The organism is Novosphingobium resinovorum (assembly GCF_027922145.1).
In the GTDB taxonomy this organism is placed as follows: Bacteria; Pseudomonadota; Alphaproteobacteria; order Sphingomonadales; family Sphingomonadaceae; genus Novosphingobium; species Novosphingobium resinovorum.
The window spans coordinates 19,010-41,120 of record NZ_BSFC01000027.1 but is presented as its reverse complement, the minus strand read 5'-3'; the positions used below and the strand labels follow the sequence as shown (position 1 = coordinate 41,120).

General features: G+C 66.8%; 23 protein-coding genes. 20 read left to right on the top strand and 3 right to left on the bottom strand.

Annotated features, from left to right (window positions below; all coding sequences use genetic code 11):
* Positions 1-168: 168 nt before the first annotated feature.
* Complete coding sequence (locus PKE80_RS17875) at positions 169-312, top strand: hypothetical protein (RefSeq protein ID WP_271183642.1); 144 nt, start codon at positions 169-171, stop codon at positions 310-312.
* A 246-nt stretch (positions 313-558) separates the two neighbouring features.
* On the opposite strand, the gene PKE80_RS17870 is transcribed toward PKE80_RS17875, so the two are convergent.
* A complete protein-coding gene (locus PKE80_RS17870) occupies positions 559-1,872 on the bottom strand; it encodes an MFS transporter (protein WP_069708547.1) in 1,314 nt (437 codons plus the stop codon).
* A gap of 188 nt (positions 1,873-2,060) precedes the next feature.
* Here PKE80_RS17870 and cyoA point away from each other — a divergent pair, with 188 nt between their 5' ends.
* From cyoA to PKE80_RS17825, 9 genes are all read left to right on the top strand, one after another.
* The gene (gene cyoA / locus PKE80_RS17865) at positions 2,061-3,392 is read left to right on the top strand and encodes a ubiquinol oxidase subunit II (RefSeq protein ID WP_271183641.1); all 1,332 of its coding nucleotides are present in this window, start codon (positions 2,061-2,063) and stop codon (positions 3,390-3,392) included.
* 5 nt (positions 3,393-3,397) lie between these two features.
* The gene (cyoB, locus tag PKE80_RS17860; RefSeq protein ID WP_271183640.1) at positions 3,398-5,410 is read left to right on the top strand and encodes a cytochrome o ubiquinol oxidase subunit I; all 2,013 of its coding nucleotides are present in this window, start codon (positions 3,398-3,400) and stop codon (positions 5,408-5,410) included.
* Between the two features lie 3 nt (positions 5,411-5,413).
* A complete protein-coding gene (cyoC, locus tag PKE80_RS17855) occupies positions 5,414-6,055 on the top strand; it encodes a cytochrome o ubiquinol oxidase subunit III (RefSeq protein WP_271183639.1) in 642 nt (213 codons plus the stop codon).
* The gene (gene cyoD, locus PKE80_RS17850; RefSeq protein ID WP_008831373.1) at positions 6,055-6,447 is read left to right on the top strand and encodes a cytochrome o ubiquinol oxidase subunit IV; all 393 of its coding nucleotides are present in this window, start codon (positions 6,055-6,057) and stop codon (positions 6,445-6,447) included. The genes cyoC and cyoD overlap by 1 nt, the downstream gene beginning before the upstream one ends.
* 65 nt (positions 6,448-6,512) lie before the next feature.
* Positions 6,513-7,166: an SURF1 family protein gene (locus tag PKE80_RS17845; protein ID WP_271183638.1), complete on the top strand. Its 654-nt coding sequence runs from the start codon at positions 6,513-6,515 to the stop codon at positions 7,164-7,166.
* Complete coding sequence (locus PKE80_RS17840) at positions 7,151-8,512, top strand: ATP-binding protein (RefSeq protein WP_370425348.1); 1,362 nt, start codon at positions 7,151-7,153, stop codon at positions 8,510-8,512. The genes PKE80_RS17845 and PKE80_RS17840 overlap by 16 nt, the downstream gene beginning before the upstream one ends.
* Complete coding sequence (locus tag PKE80_RS17835; protein ID WP_069708543.1) at positions 8,509-9,063, top strand: response regulator transcription factor; 555 nt, start codon at positions 8,509-8,511, stop codon at positions 9,061-9,063. The genes PKE80_RS17840 and PKE80_RS17835 overlap by 4 nt, the downstream gene beginning before the upstream one ends.
* Positions 9,064-9,204: 141 nt before the next feature.
* Positions 9,205-9,906 carry a Crp/Fnr family transcriptional regulator gene (locus PKE80_RS17830; RefSeq protein WP_008831369.1) on the top strand — a complete coding sequence of 234 codons (702 nt, stop codon included), beginning with the start codon at positions 9,205-9,207 and terminating at the stop codon, positions 9,904-9,906.
* Between the two features lie 61 nt (positions 9,907-9,967).
* On the top strand, positions 9,968-10,414 hold the full coding sequence (locus PKE80_RS17825; protein WP_271183636.1) for a GtrA family protein: 447 nt from the start codon (positions 9,968-9,970) through the stop codon (positions 10,412-10,414).
* A gap of 639 nt (positions 10,415-11,053) precedes the next feature.
* On the opposite strand, the gene PKE80_RS17820 is transcribed toward PKE80_RS17825, so the two are convergent.
* Entirely contained in the window at positions 11,054-11,752 is a 699-nt protein-coding gene (locus PKE80_RS17820) for an OmpW/AlkL family protein (RefSeq protein ID WP_271183635.1), read from the bottom strand.
* A 423-nt stretch (positions 11,753-12,175) separates the two neighbouring features.
* On the opposite strand from PKE80_RS17820, the gene ccoN reads away from it, so the two are divergent.
* From ccoN to hemN, 10 genes are all read left to right on the top strand, one after another.
* The gene (gene ccoN, locus PKE80_RS17815) at positions 12,176-13,819 is read left to right on the top strand and encodes a cytochrome-c oxidase, cbb3-type subunit I (protein WP_271183634.1); all 1,644 of its coding nucleotides are present in this window, start codon (positions 12,176-12,178) and stop codon (positions 13,817-13,819) included.
* Positions 13,820-13,840: 21 nt separating this feature from the next.
* Complete coding sequence (ccoO, locus tag PKE80_RS17810; protein ID WP_271183633.1) at positions 13,841-14,590, top strand: cytochrome-c oxidase, cbb3-type subunit II; 750 nt, start codon at positions 13,841-13,843, stop codon at positions 14,588-14,590.
* Complete coding sequence (locus PKE80_RS17805; protein WP_008828422.1) at positions 14,587-14,769, top strand: cbb3-type cytochrome c oxidase subunit 3; 183 nt, start codon at positions 14,587-14,589, stop codon at positions 14,767-14,769. Before ccoO ends, PKE80_RS17805 begins: the two co-directional genes overlap by 4 nt.
* Positions 14,762-15,673 (top strand): cytochrome-c oxidase, cbb3-type subunit III, encoded by a 912-nt coding sequence (gene ccoP / locus PKE80_RS17800; RefSeq protein WP_271183632.1) that lies wholly within the window; start codon positions 14,762-14,764, stop codon positions 15,671-15,673. The genes PKE80_RS17805 and ccoP overlap by 8 nt, the downstream gene beginning before the upstream one ends.
* 125 nt (positions 15,674-15,798) lie before the next feature.
* On the top strand, positions 15,799-17,262 hold the full coding sequence (gene ccoG / locus PKE80_RS17795) for a cytochrome c oxidase accessory protein CcoG (RefSeq protein ID WP_271183631.1): 1,464 nt from the start codon (positions 15,799-15,801) through the stop codon (positions 17,260-17,262).
* On the top strand, positions 17,259-17,807 hold the full coding sequence (locus PKE80_RS17790; RefSeq protein WP_271183630.1) for a FixH family protein: 549 nt from the start codon (positions 17,259-17,261) through the stop codon (positions 17,805-17,807). The genes ccoG and PKE80_RS17790 overlap by 4 nt, the downstream gene beginning before the upstream one ends.
* Entirely contained in the window at positions 17,804-19,960 is a 2,157-nt protein-coding gene (locus PKE80_RS17785) for a heavy metal translocating P-type ATPase (protein WP_271183629.1), read from the top strand. Before PKE80_RS17790 ends, PKE80_RS17785 begins: the two co-directional genes overlap by 4 nt.
* Positions 19,957-20,103 carry a cbb3-type cytochrome oxidase assembly protein CcoS gene (gene ccoS / locus PKE80_RS17780; RefSeq protein ID WP_008832429.1) on the top strand — a complete coding sequence of 49 codons (147 nt, stop codon included), beginning with the start codon at positions 19,957-19,959 and terminating at the stop codon, positions 20,101-20,103. The genes PKE80_RS17785 and ccoS overlap by 4 nt, the downstream gene beginning before the upstream one ends.
* Positions 20,100-20,318, top strand: a complete 219-nt coding sequence (locus tag PKE80_RS17775) for a hypothetical protein (protein WP_271183628.1) — start codon at positions 20,100-20,102, stop codon at positions 20,316-20,318. The genes ccoS and PKE80_RS17775 overlap by 4 nt, the downstream gene beginning before the upstream one ends.
* A 31-nt stretch (positions 20,319-20,349) precedes the next feature.
* Positions 20,350-21,663 carry an oxygen-independent coproporphyrinogen III oxidase gene (gene hemN / locus PKE80_RS17770; RefSeq protein WP_271183627.1) on the top strand — a complete coding sequence of 438 codons (1,314 nt, stop codon included), beginning with the start codon at positions 20,350-20,352 and terminating at the stop codon, positions 21,661-21,663.
* Between the two features lie 3 nt (positions 21,664-21,666).
* Here hemN and PKE80_RS17765 read toward each other — a convergent pair whose 3' ends face one another.
* Positions 21,667-21,939: a PilZ domain-containing protein gene (locus PKE80_RS17765; RefSeq protein WP_211150673.1), complete on the bottom strand. Its 273-nt coding sequence runs from the start codon at positions 21,937-21,939 to the stop codon at positions 21,667-21,669.
* Positions 21,940-22,111 lie beyond the last annotated feature (172 nt).

The following is a 22,111-nucleotide window of genomic DNA, read 5'->3' as shown; positions in this document are numbered from 1 at the left end:
GCAGGCGCAGGCAAACTTTCTGGGGCGTCTGAAAGCCTGGGACCCGAAGGCTGCGGCGCTGGCCGAGCCACAACTGCTGCAGAACGATATCCCGCCATCTATGCAGGACTGACGCGAGGCTTCCGGTTGCGGTCAGACGATGCTGGCGACGTCATGACCGCCTGTCTCGTGCTAGGCGACCTGGTGGCCAACCGTGCCCGCGACCCTTCGGCCAGCCAGGTGCAGGCCGCGCGCTCTCAGATCGGAAGGCTGCTGGGACAGGGTGGCCAGAACGCCGATCCCGGGACATGGGCGGCCCTGGCAGAAGAGTGAAGATCCTTTTCGTCGCATTCCACGCCGGGTGGTAGTCCGCACGGGCGGAGGGAACCATGGATGCCTATGCAGGGCAGACGGCGCAACTATTCCGGGCTGACATCGGAGAGGCCCTGAACCGCGTGATCCTTGATATGCAGGGATTTCACCCGAGGGACTGACTGCCATCCCGACCTGACATGAAAAAGGGGCCGCAACCTTCATGGTTGCGGCCCCTTTTGTCTGAGGGTTGAGGTATCGCCGGCCTCAGCGGCTTGCGAGTTCCTTGTTCAGCCACAGGGCCAGCAGGGTCGCCAGTGCGCCCGAGAGCAGGTAGCCGCCCGAGGCGATTAGGCCGAAGTGGGTGGAGAGCAGCAGCGCCGCCAGCGGGGCGAAGCCGGCGCCGAACAGCCAGGCAAGGTCGCTGGTGAGCGCCGAGCCGGTGTAGCGGTGGTCGGTCGGGAAAGCCGAGGCGACGACGCCCGAGGACTGGCCGAATGACAGGCCCAGCAGGATGAAGCCGCCGATCATGAACACCAGCTCGCCGGCCGTGCCTCCGTCGAGCAGCTGCGGCGCGAAGCCGCTGAACACCGCGATGCCGACAGCGCAAGTGCCGAGCAGGGTGCGGCGGCCGTAACGGTCGGCGAGGCGGCCCGAGAACAGCACGGCGACGAGGCCGAAGACGGCGGCCAGCACTTCGATCAGCAGGAAGCGGGTCGGCGCTTCCTTGGTGAAGAGGAACACCCACGAGAGCGGGAACACGGTGACCATGTGGAACATCGCGAAGCTGGCGAGTGGGGCGAAGGCGCCGATCAGGACGGTGCGGCCTTCCTTGCTGACGGTGCCCATGACGCTGACGGGCTGCAAGTCGCGGCTTTCGAACAGGGTCTGGAATTCCTCGGTGACGACGATGCGCAGGCGCGCGAAGAGCGCCACGACGTTGATCGCGAGCGCCACGAAGAACGGATAGCGCCAGCCCCACTCCAGGAAGTCGGCGGCGGGCAGCACGGCGATCATGTAGGCGAACAGCGCGCTGGCGACGATGAGGCCGAACGGCGCACCGAGCTGCGGCACCATCGCCCACCAGCCACGGCGGTTTTCCGGGGCGTTGAGCGCGAGCAGCGAAGCCAGGCCGTCCCACGTGCCGCCGAGTGCGAAGCCCTGCGCGATGCGGAAGATCGCCAGCAGCCAGATTGCGGTGGCGCCCATGGTCTCATAGGTCGGCAGGAAGGCGATCGCGGCAGTGGAGCCGCCGAGACCGAACAGCGCGATCGTCAGCTTGACGCCGCGGCCGTAGGCACGGTCGAGCGCCATGAAGAACAGCGAACCGAACGGGCGCGCGATGAAGGCCAGCGCGAAGATCGCGAAGCTGTAGAGCGTGCCGGTCAGCGGATCGACGAAGGGAAAGAACAGCTTCGGGAACACCAGCACCGAGGCGATGGCGTAGACGAAGAAGTCGAAGAATTCCGAGGTACGGCCGATGATCACGCCGATCGCGATCTCGCCGGGCGAAATCGCGTGGTGCGGCTTGAACGTCGGCAGGCCGAGTTCCTCGCGGGTCGGGGTCGTGGTTGTGCTCATCTGGCGTATCTCGGCCTTCGTCTGGTATAACACGGGAATAAGCGAGAGTCCCGCCCGTCCGCGAATCGCACCGGCGCGACGGACGCGCGGCTTCACAATTGGCCGCCCTATTGTATCTGAAACGCCGTAAGGGGATTGGACAAAATGTCCTATGTTCGCATCCGCAGCACGGGCCTAGGCGACGCGCCATGCAACCGCCCGAGTCACGTCTGAACCCGCCCGGCCGTCGTTTCGGCCCGTTCCGTAACCGCGCGATGCGCGTCGTGGGCGCCCTCGGGCTGACCGCTGCGCTGTCGGCGTGCAACACCCTCGTGCTCAAGCCGTCGGGCGATGTTGCACAGCAGCAGGGCGACCTCGTGGTCGTCGCGACGCTGCTGATGCTGCTCATCGTCGTGCCGGTGATGCTGGCGGTGGTGATCTTCGCGTGGCGCTACCGCGCCAATAACAAGGACGCGAAGTACGAGCCGGACTGGGATCACTCGACCCAGCTCGAACTGATGATCTGGGCCGCGCCGCTGCTCATCATCATCTGCCTTGGCGCCGTGACCTGGACCAGCACCCACCTTCTCGATCCCTACCGCACCATCGGCCGCATCGACGCCCAGACCCAGGTTTCGCAGGATGCGAAGCCTCTCGAGGTGGAAGTCGTCGCGCTCGACTGGAAGTGGCTGTTCATCTACCCCGAGCAGGGCGTTGCCACGGTCAACGAACTGGTCGTGCCGAGCGGCCGCCCGCTGAACTTCAAGATCACCTCCGCGAACGTCATGAACTCGTTCTACGTTCCGGCGATGGCGGGCCAGATCTACGCGATGCCGGGCATGGAAACGCGCCTGCACGCGGTGATGAACTCGAACGTCGAGTCGGTCGGCTTCTCGGCCAACTACTCGGGCGCGGGCTTCACCCACATGCGCTTCAAGATGCGTTCGGTTTCGGACGCGGACTTCGCCAAGTGGGTCGGTGATGTGAAGACCACGGGCACCAAGCCGCAGCCTGCGGGCGACGTGATCGCCGCCGAAGCGTTCACCGGCGTTCCCGCCAAGCAGATGGGCGGCACCCTCGACCGTGCGGCCTACCTCGAACTCGAGAAGCCGACGCAGAAGGTTCCGGCGATCCGCTTCGCCAACGTCGATCCCAAGCTCTATGACGCCGTCGTCAACATGTGCGTCCAGCCGGGCAAGATGTGCATGAGCGAGATGATGGCTCTCGATGCGCGCGGCGGTATGGGCAAGGCGGGCATCCGCAACGTGCAGATGCTGTCGTACGACAAGGACGGCCGCGACAGCGCGGTTGCCGAGAGCGCGAACCCCAGCGACGCGGTCAAGCGCGAGCTGGCCTGGGTCCGTGCGCTGTGCGAGCAGATGCCCGGCCAGGTGCGCGACGGTTCCGTCAAGGCGCCTTCCGACCTTCGCTCGCTGAACGGCGCCGGGATCCCCGCGCCGCAGTCGATCGGCTTCGGCGGTGAGGATGCGCCTGCATTGCCCGCCAAGCCCGCTCACATTTCCCTGAATTCGCGGAACTGACACTCATGGCCATCGAAGCCGAAGCCCATAACCACTGGAGTCCGCTACTCGGGCGCCTGTGGCTGGATGCCATCCCGCAGGAGCCGATCGTGCTCGCGACCTTCGTGGTCGTGATGCTCGGCGGCGCCGCGCTCGTCGCGGGCCTGACCTACTTCAAGCTCTGGGGCTATCTCTGGAAGGAGTGGTTCACCAGCGTCGATCACAAGAAGATCGGCATCATGTACATGATCCTGGGTCTGGTCATGTTCCTGCGCGGCTTCGCCGACGCGATCATGATGCGCGCCCAGCAGGCGATGGCGTTCAACGGCAACGACGGTTACCTCAACGCCCACCACTACGACCAGGTCTTCACCGCGCACGGTGTCATCATGATCTTCTTCGTGGCGATGCCTTTCGTCACGGGCCTCATGAACTACATCGTGCCGCTGCAGATCGGTGCGCGCGACGTCAGCTTCCCGTTCCTGAACAACTTCAGCTTCTGGATGACCACCGCCGGTGCGGTGCTCACCATGATGTCGCTGTTCGTGGGCGAGTTCGCGCAGACCGGCTGGCTGGCCTATCCGCCGCTGTCGAACCTGGCGTACAGCCCGTGGGTCGGCGTCGACTACTACATCTGGTCCCTGCAGATCGCGGGTGTCGGTACGCTGCTTTCGGGCGTCAACCTGGTGTGCACCATCGTCAAGATGCGCGCGCCCGGCATGACCATGATGCGCATGCCGGTGTTCACCTGGACCTCGCTGTGCACCAACATCCTGATCGTCGCCGCCTTCCCGGTGCTGACGGCGGTGATGACGATGCTGACCGTCGACCGCTACCTCGGCTTCAACTTCTTCTCGAACGACTTCGGCGGCTCGCCGATGATGTACGTGAACCTGATCTGGATCTGGGGCCACCCCGAGGTCTACATCCTCATCCTGCCGCTGTTCGGCGTGTTCTCGGAAGTCGTCTCGACCTTCTCGGGCAAGCGCCTGTTCGGCTACTCGTCGATGGTCTACGCCACGCTGGTCATCACCATCCTGTCGTACCTCGTGTGGCTGCACCACTTCTTCACGATGGGTTCGGGCGCGAGCGTCAACTCGTTCTTCGGCATCACCACCATGGTGATCTCGATCCCGACCGGCGCGAAGCTGTTCAACTGGCTGTTCACGATGTATCGCGGCCGCATCCGCTACGAGCTGCCGATGATGTGGACCGTCGCGTTCATGCTGACCTTCACGGTCGGCGGCATGACCGGCGTGCTGCTCGCGGTGCCGCCTGCGGACTTCGTGCTGCACAACTCGCTGTTCCTGATCGCGCACTTCCATAACGTGATCATCGGCGGCGTGCTGTTCGGCATCTTCGCGGCGATCAACTTCTGGTGGCCCAAGGCCTTCGGCTTCAAGCTCAACCAGTTCTGGGGCAAGGTCAGCTTCTGGCTGTGGGTTCCGGGCTTCTGGTTCGCCTTCATGCCGCTCTATATCCTCGGCCTGATGGGCGTGACCCGCCGCATGCGCGTGTTCGACGATCCGTCGATCCAGATCTGGTTCGTCATCGCCGCCTTCGGCGCCGTGATGATCGCCGGTGGCATCGGCGCCATGCTGGTCCAGTTCGCCGTCTCCATCTGGAAGCGCGAGGAACTGAAGGACGAGACGGGCGATCCGTGGAACGGTCGTACGCTGGAGTGGTCGACCTCGTCGCCGCCGCCGGAGTACAACTTCGCCTTCACCCCGCTGGTCCACGACCTCGACGCCTGGGACGACATGAAGCGCTGCGGCGTCCAGCGTCCGACTTCCGGCTTCCGTCCGATCCACATGCCCAGCGGCACGGGGACCGGCCTGATCCTGGCGGGTCTGTCGACGTCGCTCGGCTTCGCGATGATCTGGTACATCTGGTGGCTCGCGGCGGTCTCGTTCGCCGGGATCATCGGCTACGCGATCTTCCATACGTTCAACTACAAGCGGGACTACCACATCCCCGTCGAGACGGTCGAAGCGACCGAGGCGGAACGCACCCGCCAGCTCGCCGCCGCGGGAGCCTGAGACATGACCGCCAACACCGCTCCAACGCACACCCTCGATCAGGCGCAGCTTCAGGCCGCGTTCTACGACCTGAACGAGCATGACCACCCCGAAGGCGGCAGCACCATGCTGGGCTTCTGGGTCTACCTGATGAGCGACTGTCTCATCTTCGCCATGCTCTTCGCGGCATACGGCGTGCTGGGCGGCAGCCTGGCCGCCGGGCCGGGGCCGAAGGACCTGTTCGAGCTGCCGCTGGTGGCGCTCAACACCGCCATGCTGCTGTTCTCGTCGATCACTTACGGCTTCGCCATGCTGGCCATGGAGAAGAACAACAAGGGCGCGACGCAAGCCTGGCTGCTGGTCACCGCCGTGTTCGGCGCATGCTTCCTCGGCATCGAACTCTACGAGTTCAGCAACCTCATCCACGAGGGTGCGACGCCGATGCGCTCGGGCTTCCTCACCGCGTTCTTCTCGCTGGTGGGCACCCACGGTCTGCACGTCACCTTCGGCCTGATCTGGCTGTTCACGCTGGTGGTGCAGGTCGGCAAGAAGGGCCTGATCCCGGCCAACAAGCGCCGCCTCATGTGCCTGTCGCTGTTCTGGCACTTCCTCGACGTCATCTGGATCGGCGTCTTCACCTTCGTCTACCTGATGGGAATGCTGTGATGGCGAACGAACACGCCCACCCCAACCCCGCCGCGCACGATCACCACGACGAGCACGGCGCGAGCCATGGCTCGATGCGCGAGTACGTCGTCGGCTTCCTGCTGTCGGTCGTGCTCACCGCGATCCCGTTCTGGCTGGTGATGACGGGCGCGATCCCCGACAAGCAGACCACCGCGCTGGTCATCATGGCCTTCGCCGTGGTGCAGATCGTGGTCCACATGATCTACTTCCTGCACATGAACACCAAGTCGGAGAACGGCTGGACGGTCATGGCGCTGATCTTCACGATCGTTCTGGTCATCATCACGCTGTCCGGTTCGCTGTGGGTCATGTTCCACCTCAACACCAACATGATGCCGATGAGCGTCCACGACATGGGCCAGCTGCCCTGACCGAGGACCGCACAACGGCGGCAAAAGGAGCGCGGCGGCCCATCGGGCTTGCCGCGCTTCTGCTAGTGGCCTTCGCGATGTTCGTGGGCCTGGGCATCTGGCAGATCCAGCGGATGCACTGGAAGCACGCGCTGATCGCCCGCGTCGATGCGCGCGTCCATGCCGCTCCACAGGCGCTGCCGCAGGACGGCAGCCTCGGCCCCGATCTCGAATATCTTCGCGTCCGCGTCTCGGGCGTCTATGACGGGCCTGCGACCGCGCTGGTGCGGGCCGCCACGGAACGCGGAACGGGCTACTGGACGATGACGCCGCTGCGCCTCGAAGACGGCAGGCTCCTGTGGATCAACCGCGGCTTCGTGCCCGCCGGGACCACCCGCGCCGACGCCGGAGCCTCGGCGCCTGCGGGTAAGGTGTCGATCGTCGGCCTGCTGCGCCTGCCCGAGCCCAAGGGCAGTATCCTGCAATCCAACGCCCCGCAGGACGATCGCTGGTACTCGCGCGATACCGCCGCGCTGGCGCAAGCGCGCAAGCTGGGCGCCGTCTCCCCTGCCTTCGTCGATGTCCAGACGGAGCAGGCGACTACCGCGCCCGCCCTCAAGCCCGTACCCGGCCTCACCCAGATCACGTTCCCCGACAGCCATCTCAGCTATGCCTTGACCTGGTTCGCGATGGCGGCGCTGTCGCTGGTCGCGCTCGCCTATACATGGCGCCGGGCGTGATCGAGCGCCTGGCGGCGCTCTTCGCGCCGCCGGAGGTGCCGGGCAGTACGCCGAGCCGCTCCAGCGTCGTCCTGCTCACCCAGCTGCGCTGGACGGCGGTGTTCGGGCAGCTGGCCACCATCGTCGTGGTCTCTGCCGTGCTCAAGGTCCGCCTGCCGCTGGCGCCGCTGCTGCTGGCGCCGCTGCTGTTGATCGTCATCAACCTGACCGTCGCGCGCGTCGTGCTGCAGCGCGAATCGTTCACCCAGCGCGAGATGTTCTCGGCGCTGATGATCGACGTCGTCGCGCTGTGCTGGCAGCTTTATTACTCGGGCGGGGCGACAAACCCGTTCACCTTCCTGTTCCTCCTCCAGATCGTCATCGGCGCGATCATCCTGGAGGCGCGCTGGAGTTGGCTGGTCGCGCTCAACGCCTGCCTGTGCATGGCGCTGTTGACCTTCTTCTACGAGCCGCTGCAGCTGCCCGATCGCTTGGCGGGCGATCACTTCCACCTCTACATCTACGGCAGCCTGTTCTGCTTCGTGCTCGCCGCCGTGCTGCTGATCGTCTTCGTCGTGCGGCTCGACCGCAACCGGCGCGAAAGCGATGCGCGCCTCGCCGACTACTACCAGCAGGCTGCGGAGGAGGACCACATCATCCGCATGGGCCTGCTCGCCTCGGGCGCGGCGCATGAACTGGGCACCCCGCTCTCGTCGATCTCGGTGATCCTGGGCGACTGGAGCCACGAGCCGACGATCAGGGACGACCCCGACATGGCCGCCGATCTTGCTGACGTGCGCCGCGAGCTGGAGCGCTGCAAGACGATCGTGTCGGGCATCCTGATGTCGGCGGGTGAAGTGCGCGGCGTCGATCCGGCGGTGACCACCGTGCGCGGCTTCATCGACGATCTCGCCGAGGAATGGCGCACCCGCATCCCCGGCGAACTGCGCGTGATCGACCGCATGGCGGGTGACGTCGAGATCATCGCCGATCCGGGCCTGCGCCAGATCGTTGGCAACGTCATCGACAACGCCATCGAGGTCTCGCCCGACCTCGTCCTGATCGAGGTCTGGCTGGAAGGGGAGGGCGCTGCCCAGAGTCCGGGACGGCAGGTCATGCTGACCGTAAGCGACCGCGGCCCCGGCTTCGCGCCCGAAGTGCTGCGCCGCATCGGCCAGCCCTATATCTCGACCAAGGGGCGCGACGGGGGCGGGCTCGGCCTGTTCCTCGTCGTCAACGTGATCCGCAAGCTGGGCGGCGCGGTCTCGGTGGAGAACCGTGAAACCGGCGGTGCGAGCGTGCAACTGGCGATCCCCCTCGCTACACTGGCGCTCGAAGAACAAGAACAACGGCAGGAGAAGCAATGACCGACACTCCCTCCGCCATCGGCGCGACGGGCGCCAGCCTGCTCATCGTCGAGGACGACCCCACTTTCGCGCGAACCCTGCGCCGCTCTTTCGAACGACGCGGCTACCGCGTCGCCTCCGCTGCAAGCCCCGAAGAGGCCGAGGCGCTGTTCCTGGCGGACAGCTTCGAGTTCGCGGTGGTGGACCTGAAACTCGGCGCGGGTTCCGGCCTCACCGTGGTCGAGGCGCTTCATGCCCATGCGCCGCAGACGCGCATCGTCGTGCTGACCGGCTACGCCAGCATCGCCACCGCCGTCGAGGCGATCAAACTGGGCGCCTCGCACTATCTCGCCAAACCCTCCAACACCGACGACATCGAGGCGGCCTTCGCGTCGCTGCGCGGCGATGCCAGCGTGCCGGTGGAGGGCCGCAAGACCTCGATCAAGACGCTGGAGTGGGAGTACATCCACCAGACGCTGGTGGAGTGCGAATTCAACATCTCCGAAACCGCGCGCCGCCTCGGCCTCCACCGCCGCACGCTGGCGCGCAAGCTCGAGAAGCGGCAGGTTTGACACCTTCGACAAGCTCAGGGTGAGCGGAGGTAGCGTAAACCTCCAACCCCGCTCAGGCTGAGCCTGTCGAAGCCCCTGCAGTTTCCCGCGAGCCGCCAATACGCTATACAACCCACGAGAAGCCCCCGGTGATCGGAAACCATGTCCAGCTGTGATCTTTGCGTCGTCCGCAACCGGGCGATCTGTGCCGCGCTCGACGCCGGCGAACTCAATGCGCTCAATGCGATCGGGCGCACGCGCAAGCTGACCGCCGGGGAATCGATCATCTGGGAGGGCGAGGATTCGGTCCTCGTCGCCAATGTCATCGACGGCGTGCTCAAGCTCTCCACCAACACCGAGGACGGGCGCGAGCAGATCGTCGGCGTGGTCTATCCTTCCGACTTCATCGGCCGCCCCTTCGGCGGCACCACCGGGCACGGTGTCACGGCGCTGACCGACGCCAGCGTCTGCGTGTTCTCCCGCCGCGACTTCGACGCCTTCGCGCGCGAGCATCCGGCGCTGGAGCACAAGCTGCTCGAACGCACGCTGGGCGAACTGGACCGCACGCGCCGCTGGATGCTGCTGCTCGGCCGCAAGTCGGCGGCGGAGAAGATGGCGAGCTTCCTCGTCGAGATGACCGAACGGCTCGGCGGCGCCGGCTGCCGGATCGATTTCGAGCATCCGGGGCGGCGCATCCTGACCCTGCCGTTCTCGCGCCAGCAGATCGCCGACGTGCTGGGCCTGACCATCGAGACCGTCAGCCGCCAGTTCACCCGGCTCAAGAACGAGGGCGTGATCGACCTGCCCTCGCGCCGCGAAGTGACGATCCTTGATTTCGACACGCTGGTCGCCGAGGCAGGGTAACGGTTCGTCCCTGTTACCGGCTCGCGGGAAACCATGGCGAGGCGGCGGCGTTGCCACTGGCATGTTTCATTCGCCCATCGTGCCGGGCTCCCTTGGCGCTCACCCGCACTACGGCCTGTTCAGTCGGCACACCGCCGTGCTGTTCGTGCGCAATGCCGTGGCCTCGTGCCTGTGCTTCGCGATCGACATGGCGCTGATCTGGCTGATGGTCTCGCAGCTTGGCATCGACAAGTTCGTGGCGGTGACGGCGGGGTTCCTCTTCGCCAACTCGCTGAATTACGGCCTTGCACGGGTCTGGGTGTTTCGGGAGAGCGATCGCGGGATCTTCACCGGCTATGTCTATTACCTCACCAACGCGCTGGTGGGGCTGGCGGTGATCCTCGGCGGTTTCGCGCTGCTGACCACGGTGTTCGACGCGCATTATCTGCTCGCGCGGGTGATCGTCTCGCTGTGTTCGGGCACGCTGGTGTTCATCCTGAACGCGACATTGAACTTCCACGAAGTGTGAATGGGTAGGATGCGGGAACATCGTCACCCAACACCGTCATCCTGGCGAAGGCTGGGACCGCTGGCCGCGCAAAGCCCAACCCTCGGCAGGGCGTTTGAACGATAGTTGGCCGTAACAGGCCAGCGGTCCCAGCTTTCGCTGGGATGACGATGTCGTTCGTGCAGCGGGGTCACGCAAAAATACCCGCTGGCGAGTGCGGGCCATTACGCCGGGGAAATCAACGCATCCGAAGGTAACATCGGGTCGGCGTCGGGAGCGTCCTCACCGGGACGCGGGGTTTTGTTTTCCGTGAAGCTCTGGCGAGCGGCCGGGTAACTCACGGTGCAGCCCGGCTCGACCTGTATTCCATCGGACTTGTCCCATGTGGCCATCGTTAGGGTTCGCAGCGTTATCGGCCGAAGGCTATCCGGGATGGCCGTCCCATGCCCAACGACGTGTCGCAGGAACGTATGGACGGCGTTTCCGGTAGCGCAGGGACAGTCCGGGTCTTCGAACGGACGCGTGGGTTGCATGGCCACGGTTGAAACCGCATCCCGGCCCACGACGCCGACCCGATACACCGGAGCGACGTGATCATTCGCCGCTCCGGATGCTGGGCCATATAACCCATGTGGTTATATTTGTCAAGGGCAAGCGCGCTTAGAACCGGTACGACAGGCCCGCGCTCAGCACCCACGGGTCGAGGTCGTGCTTCGTTTCCAGCACCTTCGCCCCATCGGCATAGAAGCTGGCGGTCGGCTTGATGAAGTACTTCTTGGCATCGAGCGTCACGCCGTAGCCGCTCTGGCCGAGCGCGATGTCCACGCCCGCCTGCAGCGCGACGCCGAAGGAATTGGACATCTTCACCTTGTCCACGCCGAGCGCCTGCGCGGTGGCGCCGGGCTTTTCGTCGAACACGAAGAACAGCGCGGGGCCGGCGCCGACATAAGGCTTGATCGGGGTGCCGGTGTCGAGGTGGTACTTGGCGGTCACGGTCGCGGGCAGGATCAGCACGTGATCGACCAGCCGCGTGCCCGCAAGGTCCGCCGCACCGCCCACGTGATGCTGGGTGAAGCAGCAGATCGTCTCGACCGAGACGGCCTTGGTGAAGAAGTATTCGACCGCGAGGGTGGGCACGACGTTGTCGTTCGCCCGGGCGTCGACGTCGGTGACGCCCATGCCGGTCAGCGTGGCGGCAAGGCCCGAATCGATCGACTTGACCTTGTCGATGCCGCCGTCGGGCAGAACCCCGGTCGCGAGCACCTTGACCTGAAACCTGCCGTCCGGGCTTCCGGCCATCGCGGGCGTGGTGAAGGCAGTGGCCGCAAGCGCGGCGGCGAGCAGGGTGATCTTGCGCATATCGCTGTCTTTCGAATGACCGCCGGGGCTGCACCATGCATGTCCCCCCTCTTGAGCGGCCCTTGCGGTTTGCGCTTCATGCAACCGGGATGAATTGATCGGGCGCAAGTCGGGGAGAATTTTGCTGTCGCCCCGTCGTCCCGGACCTGATCCGGGACCGGTGGCTGTCTTTAGGCGCGTGCTGCCCGGCGGGGGCTTCGACAAGCTCAGCCTGAGCGGGACTGATAACCTCTCCTCTCAACACCGCTCAGGCTGAGCTTGTCGAAGCCCCTGCTGCGCGCACCGCGAGGCGGGCCGTTCACGGCCAGCGGTCCCGGATCAGGTCCGGGACGACGAGGGTTTTTGATCCCCGTCAATGCGACTCCCGGCTCCTGCGCCCAAGGCGGACCCTGATCAGCAACTCATCTCGAAAAGAGACAGCTTATGGTTTCGGTGCTGGCGCGGGCAGGCGTGTGGCTTGCCGTGCTCTTCCTTGCCGTGATGGCCTCCGCGCTGGCGGTGGATCAGGGCTTCGCCATCCACATGGGGATCGTCGCCATCGCGGCGATGACCGCCTTGTGGTTCACCCTGCGCGGCGCCGACTATGACGGCATCGCGCGCGGCGTGCTGCGCTTCCCCGATCAGGGGCGCTATGACGACGACCCGATCCGCTGGGGCATGATCGCCACGGTGTTCTGGGGCATGGCGGGGTTCCTGGCGGGCGTGTTCATCGCCGCGCAGCTGACCTGGCCCTGGCTCAATCTGGAGCCCTACCTCAACTTCGGCCGGGTCCGCCCGCTGCACACGTCGGCGGTGATCTTCGCGTTCGGCGGCAATGCCCTGATCGCGACGAGCTTCTACGTCGTCCAGCGCACCTGCCGCGCGCGGCTGGCCTTCCCCGGTCTCGCCCGTTTCGTGTTCTGGGGCTACCAGCTGTTCATCGTGCTGGCCGCCACCGGCTACCTCCTCGGCATCAGCGAGGGCAAGGAATACGCAGAGCCCGAATGGTACGTCGACTGGTGGCTGACGGTGGTATGGGTCTGCTACCTCGCGGTCTTCGTCGGCACGATCGTGAGGCGCTCGGAACCGCACATCTACGTCGCCAACTGGTTCTACCTCGCCTTCATCGTCACCGTGGCGATGCTGCATGTGGTCAACAACCTTGACCTGCCGGTCAGCCTGCTGGGTTCCAAGAGCTACCCGCTGTTCGCGGGCGTGCAGGGCGCGCTGGTGCAGTGGTGGTACGGCCACAATGCGGTGGGCTTCTTCCTGACCGCCGGCTTCCTGGCGATGATGTACTACTTCGTGCCCAAGCAGGCCGAGCGGCCGGTCTATTCCTACCGCCTGTCCATCATCCACTTCTGGTCGCTGATCTTCCTCTACATCTGGGCGGGGCCGCATCACCTGCACTACACCGCGCTGCCCGACTGGGCGCAGACGCTGGGCATGGTGTTCTCGATCATGCTGTGGATGCCGAGCTGGGGCGGCATGATCAACGGGCTGATGACGCTCAACGGCGCCTGGGACAAGGTCCGCACCGATCCGATCATCCGCATGATGGTGATGGCGCTGGCCTTCTACGGCATGAGCACCTTCGAAGGCCCGGTGATGAGCATCAAGAGCGTCAACTCGCTCTCGCACTACACCGACTGGACCATCGGCCACGTCCACTCCGGCGCGCTGGGCTGGAACGGGATGATCACCTTCGGCGCGATCTACTACCTCGTGCCGCGCCTGTGGGGCCGTGAGCGCCTGTACTCGCTGCGCATGGTGAACTGGCACTTCTGGCTCGCGACGCTGGGGATCGTTTTCTACGCCGCCAGCATGTGGGTGGCGGGCATCACCCAGGGCCTGATGTGGCGCGAATATGGCGCCGACGGCTACCTCGTGAACTCCTTCGCAGACTCCGTGGCGGCGCTCCATCCGATGTATGCGCTGCGCGCCTTCGGCGGCGCGCTCTACCTCGCGGGCGGGGTCATCATGACGGTCAACGTCTGGGCCACGATCCTCGGCAAGCTGCGCGAGGAAAAGCCCCTGCGCGATGCCGCCTACGATCCCGCCGCCGACCGCCCGATCCTCGCGAACTGACGACGAACAGGGACAAGAACCATGACCACCATCGTCGAACGCCACAAGACGCTTGAAAAGAATATCACCTTGCTGGGCATCTGCGCGCTGGTCGTCGTCGCCATCGGCGGCATCGTCGAGATCGCGCCGCTGTTCTGGATCGACAACACCATCGAGAAAGTTCAGGGCGTGCGCCCCTATACCCCGCTGGAGCAGGCGGGCCGCGACATCTACGTGCGCGAGGGCTGCTACGTCTGCCACAGCCAGATGATCCGCCCCTTCCGCGACGAGGTGGAGCGCTACGGCCACTACAGCCTCGCGGCGGAATCGATGTACGACCATCCGTTCCAGTGGGGCTCCAAGCGCACCGGGCCTGACCTTGCGCGCGTGGGCGGCAAGTATTCGGACAGCTGGCACGTCCAGCACCTGACGAACCCCGAAGGCGTCGTGCCCGAATCGGTGATGCCGAAGTACGGCTTCCTCGCCGAGCGTGACCTGCAAGTCGCCGACCCCGCCGCGAACCTGACGGCGCTGCGCCGCGTGGGCGTGCCCTACACCGACCGCGACATCACCAGCGCGCTGGCCGACCTCAACGCGCAGGCCGCCCCGGAAGCCGATCCCGGCGACCTGCTCAAGCGCTACCCCAAGGCGCAGATCCGCGACTTCGACGGCGACCCCAGCCGCGTGACCGAGATGGATGCGCTCGTCGCCTATCTGCAGGTGCTGGGCACCATGGTCGATGTCAACGCCGCCGCCGCGCAGGAGCAGTTGGCCAAGGAGAAGGGGCGATGACCTTCTCCCTCAGCACCCATTCCACGTACGACATGCTGCGGCATCTGGCCGACAGCTGGGGCCTGCTGGCGATGCTGGTGGTGTTCGTCGTGCTGATCGCCTGGCCCTTCCGGCCCGGCCACCGCGCGAAGAACGACGCCGCCGCGACGATGATCTTCAAGGACGAGAACGATGGCTGAGCATCATCCAAAAGGACGCCTCGACGAAGCCACGAACACGGAAACCGTCGGCCACGAGTGGGACGGGATCGAGGAACTCAACACCCCGCTGCCGCGCTGGTGGCTCTGGACCTTCTACGCCTGCATCGTCTTCGCGCTGGGCTACAGCGTGGTCTACCCGGCGTGGCCGATGCTTTCGAGCGCGACGCAAGGCACGCTCGGCTGGACCAGCCGGGGCGAGCTGGACAAGGACATGAAGGCCGCCGCCGCCACCCGCGCGAAGACCGTGGCGGCGCTGGCGGACATGAGAATCGAGGAGCTGCCGAAGCACCCCGAACTGATGCGCGCGGCGGTGGCGGGCGGCGCGGCGGCGTTCAGGATCAACTGCGTCCAGTGCCACGGCGCCGGCGCGGCGGGGTCGAAGGGCTTCCCCAACCTCAACGACGACGACTGGCTCTGGGGCGGCGATCTGAAAACCATCGAGACGACGTTGCTCCACGGCATCCGCCAGCCCGGCGATGACGTCACGCGGCAGTCGATCATGCCGAACTTCGGCAGCGATGGCCTGCTGACGGCGGCGCAGATCGACGCGGTGGCAAGCCATGTCCTCTCGCTTTCGGGCAAGGCGCGCGGCAACGCCGAGGGCGCGAAGCTCTTCGCCGACAACTGCGCCGTCTGCCACGGCCCGGCAGGCAAGGGCAGCCGCCAGTTCGGCGCGCCCAACCTGACCGATGCGATCTGGCTCGACGGCGGCACGAAGGACGATGTCGTCGCGCAGGTCAGCAAGCCGCACATGGGGGTGATGCCCGCATGGACCGGCCGTCTCGATCCGGTGACGATCAAGATGCTGGCGGCCTACGTCCACTCGCTCGGCGGGGGTGAACAGACGCCTGCGCCCGAGCCCGAAGCTGCCGCCACCCCCTGACCCGTCATTCCCGCGAAGGCGGGAACCCATCTGATGACCGTGCAACATGCCAGTTCAGGAGATGGGTCCCCGCCTTCGCGGGGATGACGGAGAAAAAGGAAGCACTCCCAGGCGGGACAAGTACCATGAACAAGCCCCCCGACATGACCCAGCTCTCGCTCTACGCAAAGCGAGAGCCCGTCTTCAATCGCCGCATCGACGGCAAGTTCCGCCGCATCAAGTGGGCGATCATGGCGCTGTGCCTCGCGGTCTACTGGGTCACGCCGTGGCTGCGCTGGGATCGCGGCCCTTATGCGCCAACCCAGGCGGTGCTGATCGACCTCGCCCACCGCCGCTTCTACATGTTCGGCATCGAGATCTGGCCGCACGAGTTCTACTTCGTGGCGGGCCTGCTCATCATGGCGGGCATCGGCCTGTTCCTCGTCACCAGCGCGGTGGGGCGGGCGTGGTGCGGCTATGCCTGTCCGCAGACCGTCTGGACCGACCTGTTCCAGCACGTCGACCGCCTGATCGACGGCGACCGCAATGCGCGAATGCGGCTCTACAAGGCCCCGTGGGGACCGGCCAAGATCGCCCGGCGGCTGGTGAAGTGGGCGATCTACCTCGCCATCAGCCTCGCCACTGGCGGCGCGTGGATTTACTACTTCGCCGACGCGCCTACGCTCTGGACCGCGTTCTGGAGCGGCACCGCCGACCCCGTCGCCTACGCCACCGTGGCGACGCTGACCGCGACCACCTTCGTGCTCGGCGGCTTCATGCGCGAACAGGTGTGCATCTACATGTGCCCCTGGCCGCGCATCCAGACCGCGATGACCGATGAGAAATCGCTGACCGTCACCTACAAGGACTTCCGCGGCGAACCGCGCGCCAGCCTCAAGAAGTCGCAGAAAGCGCCCGACGTGTTCGGCGACTGCATCGACTGCAACCAGTGCGTCGCCGTCTGCCCCACCGGCATCGACATCCGCCAGGGCCCGCAAGTCGGCTGCATCACCTGCGCCCTGTGCATCGACGCCTGCGACCGGGTGATGCAAGACATCGGCCGCCCGCGCGGGTTGATCGACTACGCCACGCTGGACGATGCCGAGCGCGAGAAGGCGGGACAGCCGCCGACGCGCCACCTGAAGCTGATCTGGCGCCCGCGCACGCTGGCGTACCTCGCGGTCTGGGCGGGCATCGGCCTTGCCCTGCTGTTCGCGCTGGGCACCCGCGTCCACACCGGACTGACCGTCGCCAAGGATCGCAACCCGCCGTACATCCTCCTGAGCGACGGCTCGGTGCGGGGCGCCTACACCTTGCGCCTGCGCAACATGGAGGGCCGCCCGCGCAGGATGGAGATCGCCATCGTCGGTCTCCCCGGCGCGGTGATGTGGACCGACGACAGCGCCCGCGCCGACGCCGCCCGTACCCTCACCCGCACGATCCCCGCCGACGCCACGCTGCCCCTGCGCGTCTACGTCGTCGCGCCTGCCCCAGGTCTGGCGACAACCGCCGCGCAGGACTTCGCCTTCCGCGTCACCGCCGAGGGCGAGGCGCGCGAGACCGCCCTATCCGAAGTGACCTTCGACACGCCGCAGGAGGCGATCCCATGACCGTGCAAACCCGCAAGCCTTTCAATGGAAAGCATATGACTGCGATCCTCGTCGCCGGGTTCGGCGTGGTGCTGGCAGTCAACGTGACGATGGCGACGCTCGCCAGCACCACCTTCGGCGGGATCGTGGTGGAGAACTCCTACGTCGCCAGCCAGGACTTCAACCGCTGGCTGGATGAAGCGGCGAAGGAGAAGGCGCTCGGGTGGCGGCTGGAAGCGCGGCGCGGGGCCGAGGGCAGGGTGGTAGTGGATTTGAAGGTCGCGCCATCCATCCTTCGACAAGCTCAGGATGAGCGGGTGGGAGGTAATAGCGCTGCTATAAATCCCGCTCAGGCTGAGCTTGTCGAAGCCCCCGCCGCCCACACCAAGCTCACCGCCGTGGCCCGCCACCCCCTCGGCCGCCTCCCCGACACCGCACTCACCTTCCACCGCGAGGGCGGGCACTGGATCAGCACCCGGCCGCTGCCCGCAGGCCGCTGGACCCTGCGCTTCGATGTCGAAACCGAGGGCCGCCAATGGCGCACCGAACAGGAGATCGGCGCATGAACGCGATCACACCCCCGCCGTCGGTCCCCGCCGAAACCGCACTCGATACCGCGCCCAGCATCGACAGCCGCTTCACCGTCCCCGGCATCCGCTGCGCCGGCTGCATCGGCAAGATCGAACGCGGCCTCGGGCTCGTCCCCGGCGTGGCTTCGGCGCGTGTGAACCTCTCCGCCAAGCGCGTCGCCGTCAGCCATGCCGAGACGCTCGATGCCGAAACGCTGATCGAGGAGCTGCGCAAACTCGGCTTCGAGGCCGAACGCGCCGCCGACAACCCGCTCGCCCGCGACGATGTGGAGACGAAGCGCCTGATCCGCGCGCTGGCGGTGGCGGGCTTCGGCATGATGAACATCATGCTGTTCTCGGTCTCGGTCTGGTCGGGCACCGACGCGGTGACGCGCGGCATGTTCCACTGGATCAGCGCCCTGATCGGCATCCCGGTGGTGGTCTATTCGGGCCGCCCGTTCTTCGCCTCGGCGTGGATGGCGCTGAAGTACCGGCGCACCAACATGGACGTGCCGATCTCCATCGGCGTGATCCTGGCGACGGGCATGAGCCTCTACGAAACGCTGGCCGGAGGCGAGCACGCCTACTTCGACGGCGCGGTGATGCTGCTGTTCTTCCTGCTCGCGGGCCGCACGCTCGACGCGATGATGCGCGGCCGCGCCCGCTCCGGCATCGCCGCCCTGCTCGGCCGCATGGGGCGGGGCGCGCAAGTGATCGGCGAGGACGGCACCGCCCGCTACGTCGAGGCCGACAAGCTGCGCCCCGGCATGACGATGCTGGTGGCGGCAGGCGAAGCGCTCGCCGCCGACGGCGAGGTCGTCGAAGGCCGCACCACCATCGACACCGCGATGCTCACCGGCGAGAGCGCCCCGCGCCCCGCCGTGACTGGCGACCTCGTCCACGCGGGCACGATCAACCTCGGCAACCCGGTGCGGGTGCGCGTCACCGCCGCTGCGCAGGACACCGCCATCGCCGACATCGCGCGGCTGATGGACGAGGCGGGCCAGTCCCGCTCGCGCTACGTGCGCGTGGCGGACCGCGCGGCGCGGCTCTATGCGCCCGCCGTCCACACCCTCGCGTTCCTCAGCTTCTGCAGTTGGCTGATCGCAGGGGCGAGCGTCTACAAGGCGCTGACGATCGCCACCGCCGTCCTCATCATCACCTGCCCCTGCGCGCTCGGCCTTGCGGTTCCGGCGGCGCAAGTCGTCGCGGCGGGGGCGCTGATGCGGCGGGGCCTGCTCATCAAGGACGGCTCGGCGCTGGAGCGGCTGGCCGAGGCGGACGAAGTGTTGCTCGACAAGACCGGCACCCTGACGCTGGGCGAACCGCGCCCGGTCACGCTGGCCATGCTCGGCCCGCGCAGCCGCGCCATCGCGCTGGGTCTGGCGCAGGCGAGCCGCCATCCGCTGAGCCGTGGCCTCGCCCATGCGCTGCGCGGCGAAGGTGTGGAGCCCGCAGCCGTCGAACTGGTGCGCGAGGCCACCGGCTCCGGCATGATCGGGCGCTGCGACGGTGCCGAAGTCGCGCTGCTGCGGCCGGAGGTGGAGACCGACACTCTCGCCGTCGACCTGCTCGTCGATGGCACCCGCACCCGCATTACCTTCGCCGACAGCCTGCGCCCCGACGTGACCGAGACATTGGCGGCGCTGAAGGCGCAGGGCCTCATCGCCGCGATCGCCTCGGGCGACAGGGTGGAAGCGGTCGGCGGTGTCGCGCGGAAACTGGGCCTGTTCGCCACCGCGGCGATGCGCCCGGCGGACAAGCTGGCGCTGCTCGAACGCCGCGCGGCGCTTGGCCACAAGGTGCTGATGGTGGGCGACGGGCTCAATGACGGCCCGGCGCTGGCGGGCGCCCACGTCAGCCTCGCGCCCGGCGGGGCGAGCGACGTGTCGCAGCAGGCGGCCGACGGCGTCTTCGTCGGCGAGCGGCTGATGCCGGTGGCGACGGCGGTGAAGGTCGCGCGGGCCACGATGCGGGTGGTGCGCCAGAACTTCGCGATGGCGGTGGGCTACAACGTGCTGGCGGTGCCGCTGGCGATCCTCGGCCACGTCACCCCGCTGGTGGCGGCGCTGGCGATGTCGGGCAGTTCGCTGCTGGTGGTCGGCAATTCGCTGCGGCTGGCGCGCGCGGCAGGGAAGGAAGCGCAATGACGATTCTCGGCTTCATGATCCCGCTGTCGCTGGCGATGGGGCTCTGCGCGCTGGGCACGTTCTTCTGGACGATGCGCTCGGGCCAGTACGAGGATATGGACGGCGCCGCCAACCGCATCCTGATCGACGAGGATGCGCCATGACGCGGCGCCTGATCGCCCTGTTCGGCACGCTGGCGCTGGTCCCGGCGATGGTCGGCCCGCTGCAGGTCGAGGCGCGTGAGTTTGTCGCCATGACCTGCAATGGCGGTGCGGTGAGCGTGCCGGTCCCCGCACCTCCGGGACCGCCGCAGGGGCCATGTTGCGCCAAGGGCTGCCATTCCGATTCCAAACGCAAGCGGCTTGATCGATCGCAATGACGGCGCTGAGGGATAAGGCAAAGTTGCGGCCATGTGGACCTATCACCCCGAACTGCTGGCGATTCCCGTGCCGCGCTACACCAGCTTCCCCACCGCCGCCGAGTTCGCTGGCGGGATAGGCGCGGGCCAATACGAGGAGGCGCTGGAGCGCACGCAGGGCGAGGTATCGCTCTATGTCCACATCCCGTTCTGCGAGAAGATCTGCTGGTATTGCGGCTGCAACACCAGCGTCGCCAACCGGCGGGACAGGGTAGCCAGCTACCTCGACGCGCTTCACCGCGAGATTGATCTCGTCGCCGAACGCCTTCCCACAGGCGCGCGGGTCACGCGTATCGCTTTCGGCGGCGGCAGTCCCAACGGCATTTCGCCGATCGACTTCGTGCGGCTGGTCGATGCGCTGACGCTGCAGTTCGAGACCTCGCACCCGGTCACTTCGATCGAACTGGACCCGCGCACCCTTGGCCCCGGGTGGGCGGGGGTGATCGCCTCGGTCGGGATCGCGCGCGCCAGCCTCGGCGTGCAGACCTTTGCGGAGCCGTTGCAGCGGGCGATCGGCCGGGTTCAGCCGACGGCGATGATCGAGCAGGCCGTCGCCATGCTGCGCGGCGCGGGCGTGGGTTCGCTGAACTTCGATCTGATGTACGGGCTGCCCGGCCAGACCATGGCGCACCTGAAGGATTCGCTGGAGCGCGCCGTCGCGCTCGGCGCCGATCGCATCGCGCTGTTCGGCTATGCCCACGTTCCGCACCTGATCCCCCGCCAGCGCAAGATCGATGCGAGCGAACTGCCCGGTGCCGAGGCGCGCTTCGCCATGGCGGCTTACGGGCACGCCTTCCTGCTGGACCGGGGCTATGTCGCGGTGGGCTTCGACCATTTCGCGCTGCCCGGCGATCCGCTGGCGCAGGCGACGCTGACCGGACACCTTCGGCGCAACTTTCAGGGCTTCACCGACGATCAGGCGCCGGTCCTGCTGGGGCTGGGCGCCTCTGCGATCGGCGGCTTCCCGGACCTGCTCGTCCAGAACGAGAAGAACACCGGGCGCTATCGCATGATGCTCTCGCAGGACCGCCTGACCGCGACGCGCGGGATCGTCCGGAGCGCCGAGGACCAGCGGCGCGGCGCGGTGATAGAGGCGCTGCTGTGCCAGGGCCGCGCGCCTGTGGCGGCGGACTTGTGGCAGGAGGCCGGGCCGCTGCTGCGCCCCTACCTCGATGCCGGATTGTGCGAGACCGATGGCGGCGACCTCGTCGTGCTGCCGGGCGGACTGCCTTACGCGCGCTCGATCGCGGCGCGGTTCGACCCGTATCGCAAGGATTCGCTGCGGCGCTTCAGTTCGGCGGTGTGAGCGTCACCCCCGCGTATCGAACTCCACCCCGAAAAGGTTGCCCTCGCGCCAGCGCACGAGGCCCCAGACCTCGCGGCCGTCCTCCAGCGTGGCGCGCACCACTTCGTTGAGGCGGGGCGGCTCCCCCGCCGCAGCGGCACTGAGCCCGCGCGAGGATATGTCGCGTACGATCACGGCAATTTCCCCTCCGCGCGAATCGGTCAGCGCAAAGCGCGTGCAGCGCCTGCGGCGGCGCTCGCGCAGGATCGGGGTGGGCCGGAAGCGGGACGTGTCCATTTCAGGCCAAGAACGGCGGCGCGCAGAAGAACTTCAGCGGGTTCTGGCGTATTTGACCGCGATCAATGCGAGACGCGGCCGCCAGTGCGAAGACCGTCTTGCCGGTCCACCGCACCAACCCCTTCCGCTCCGGCGGAGCCCCGGTGCGGTAACCGCTTCTCCCCAACTTCAA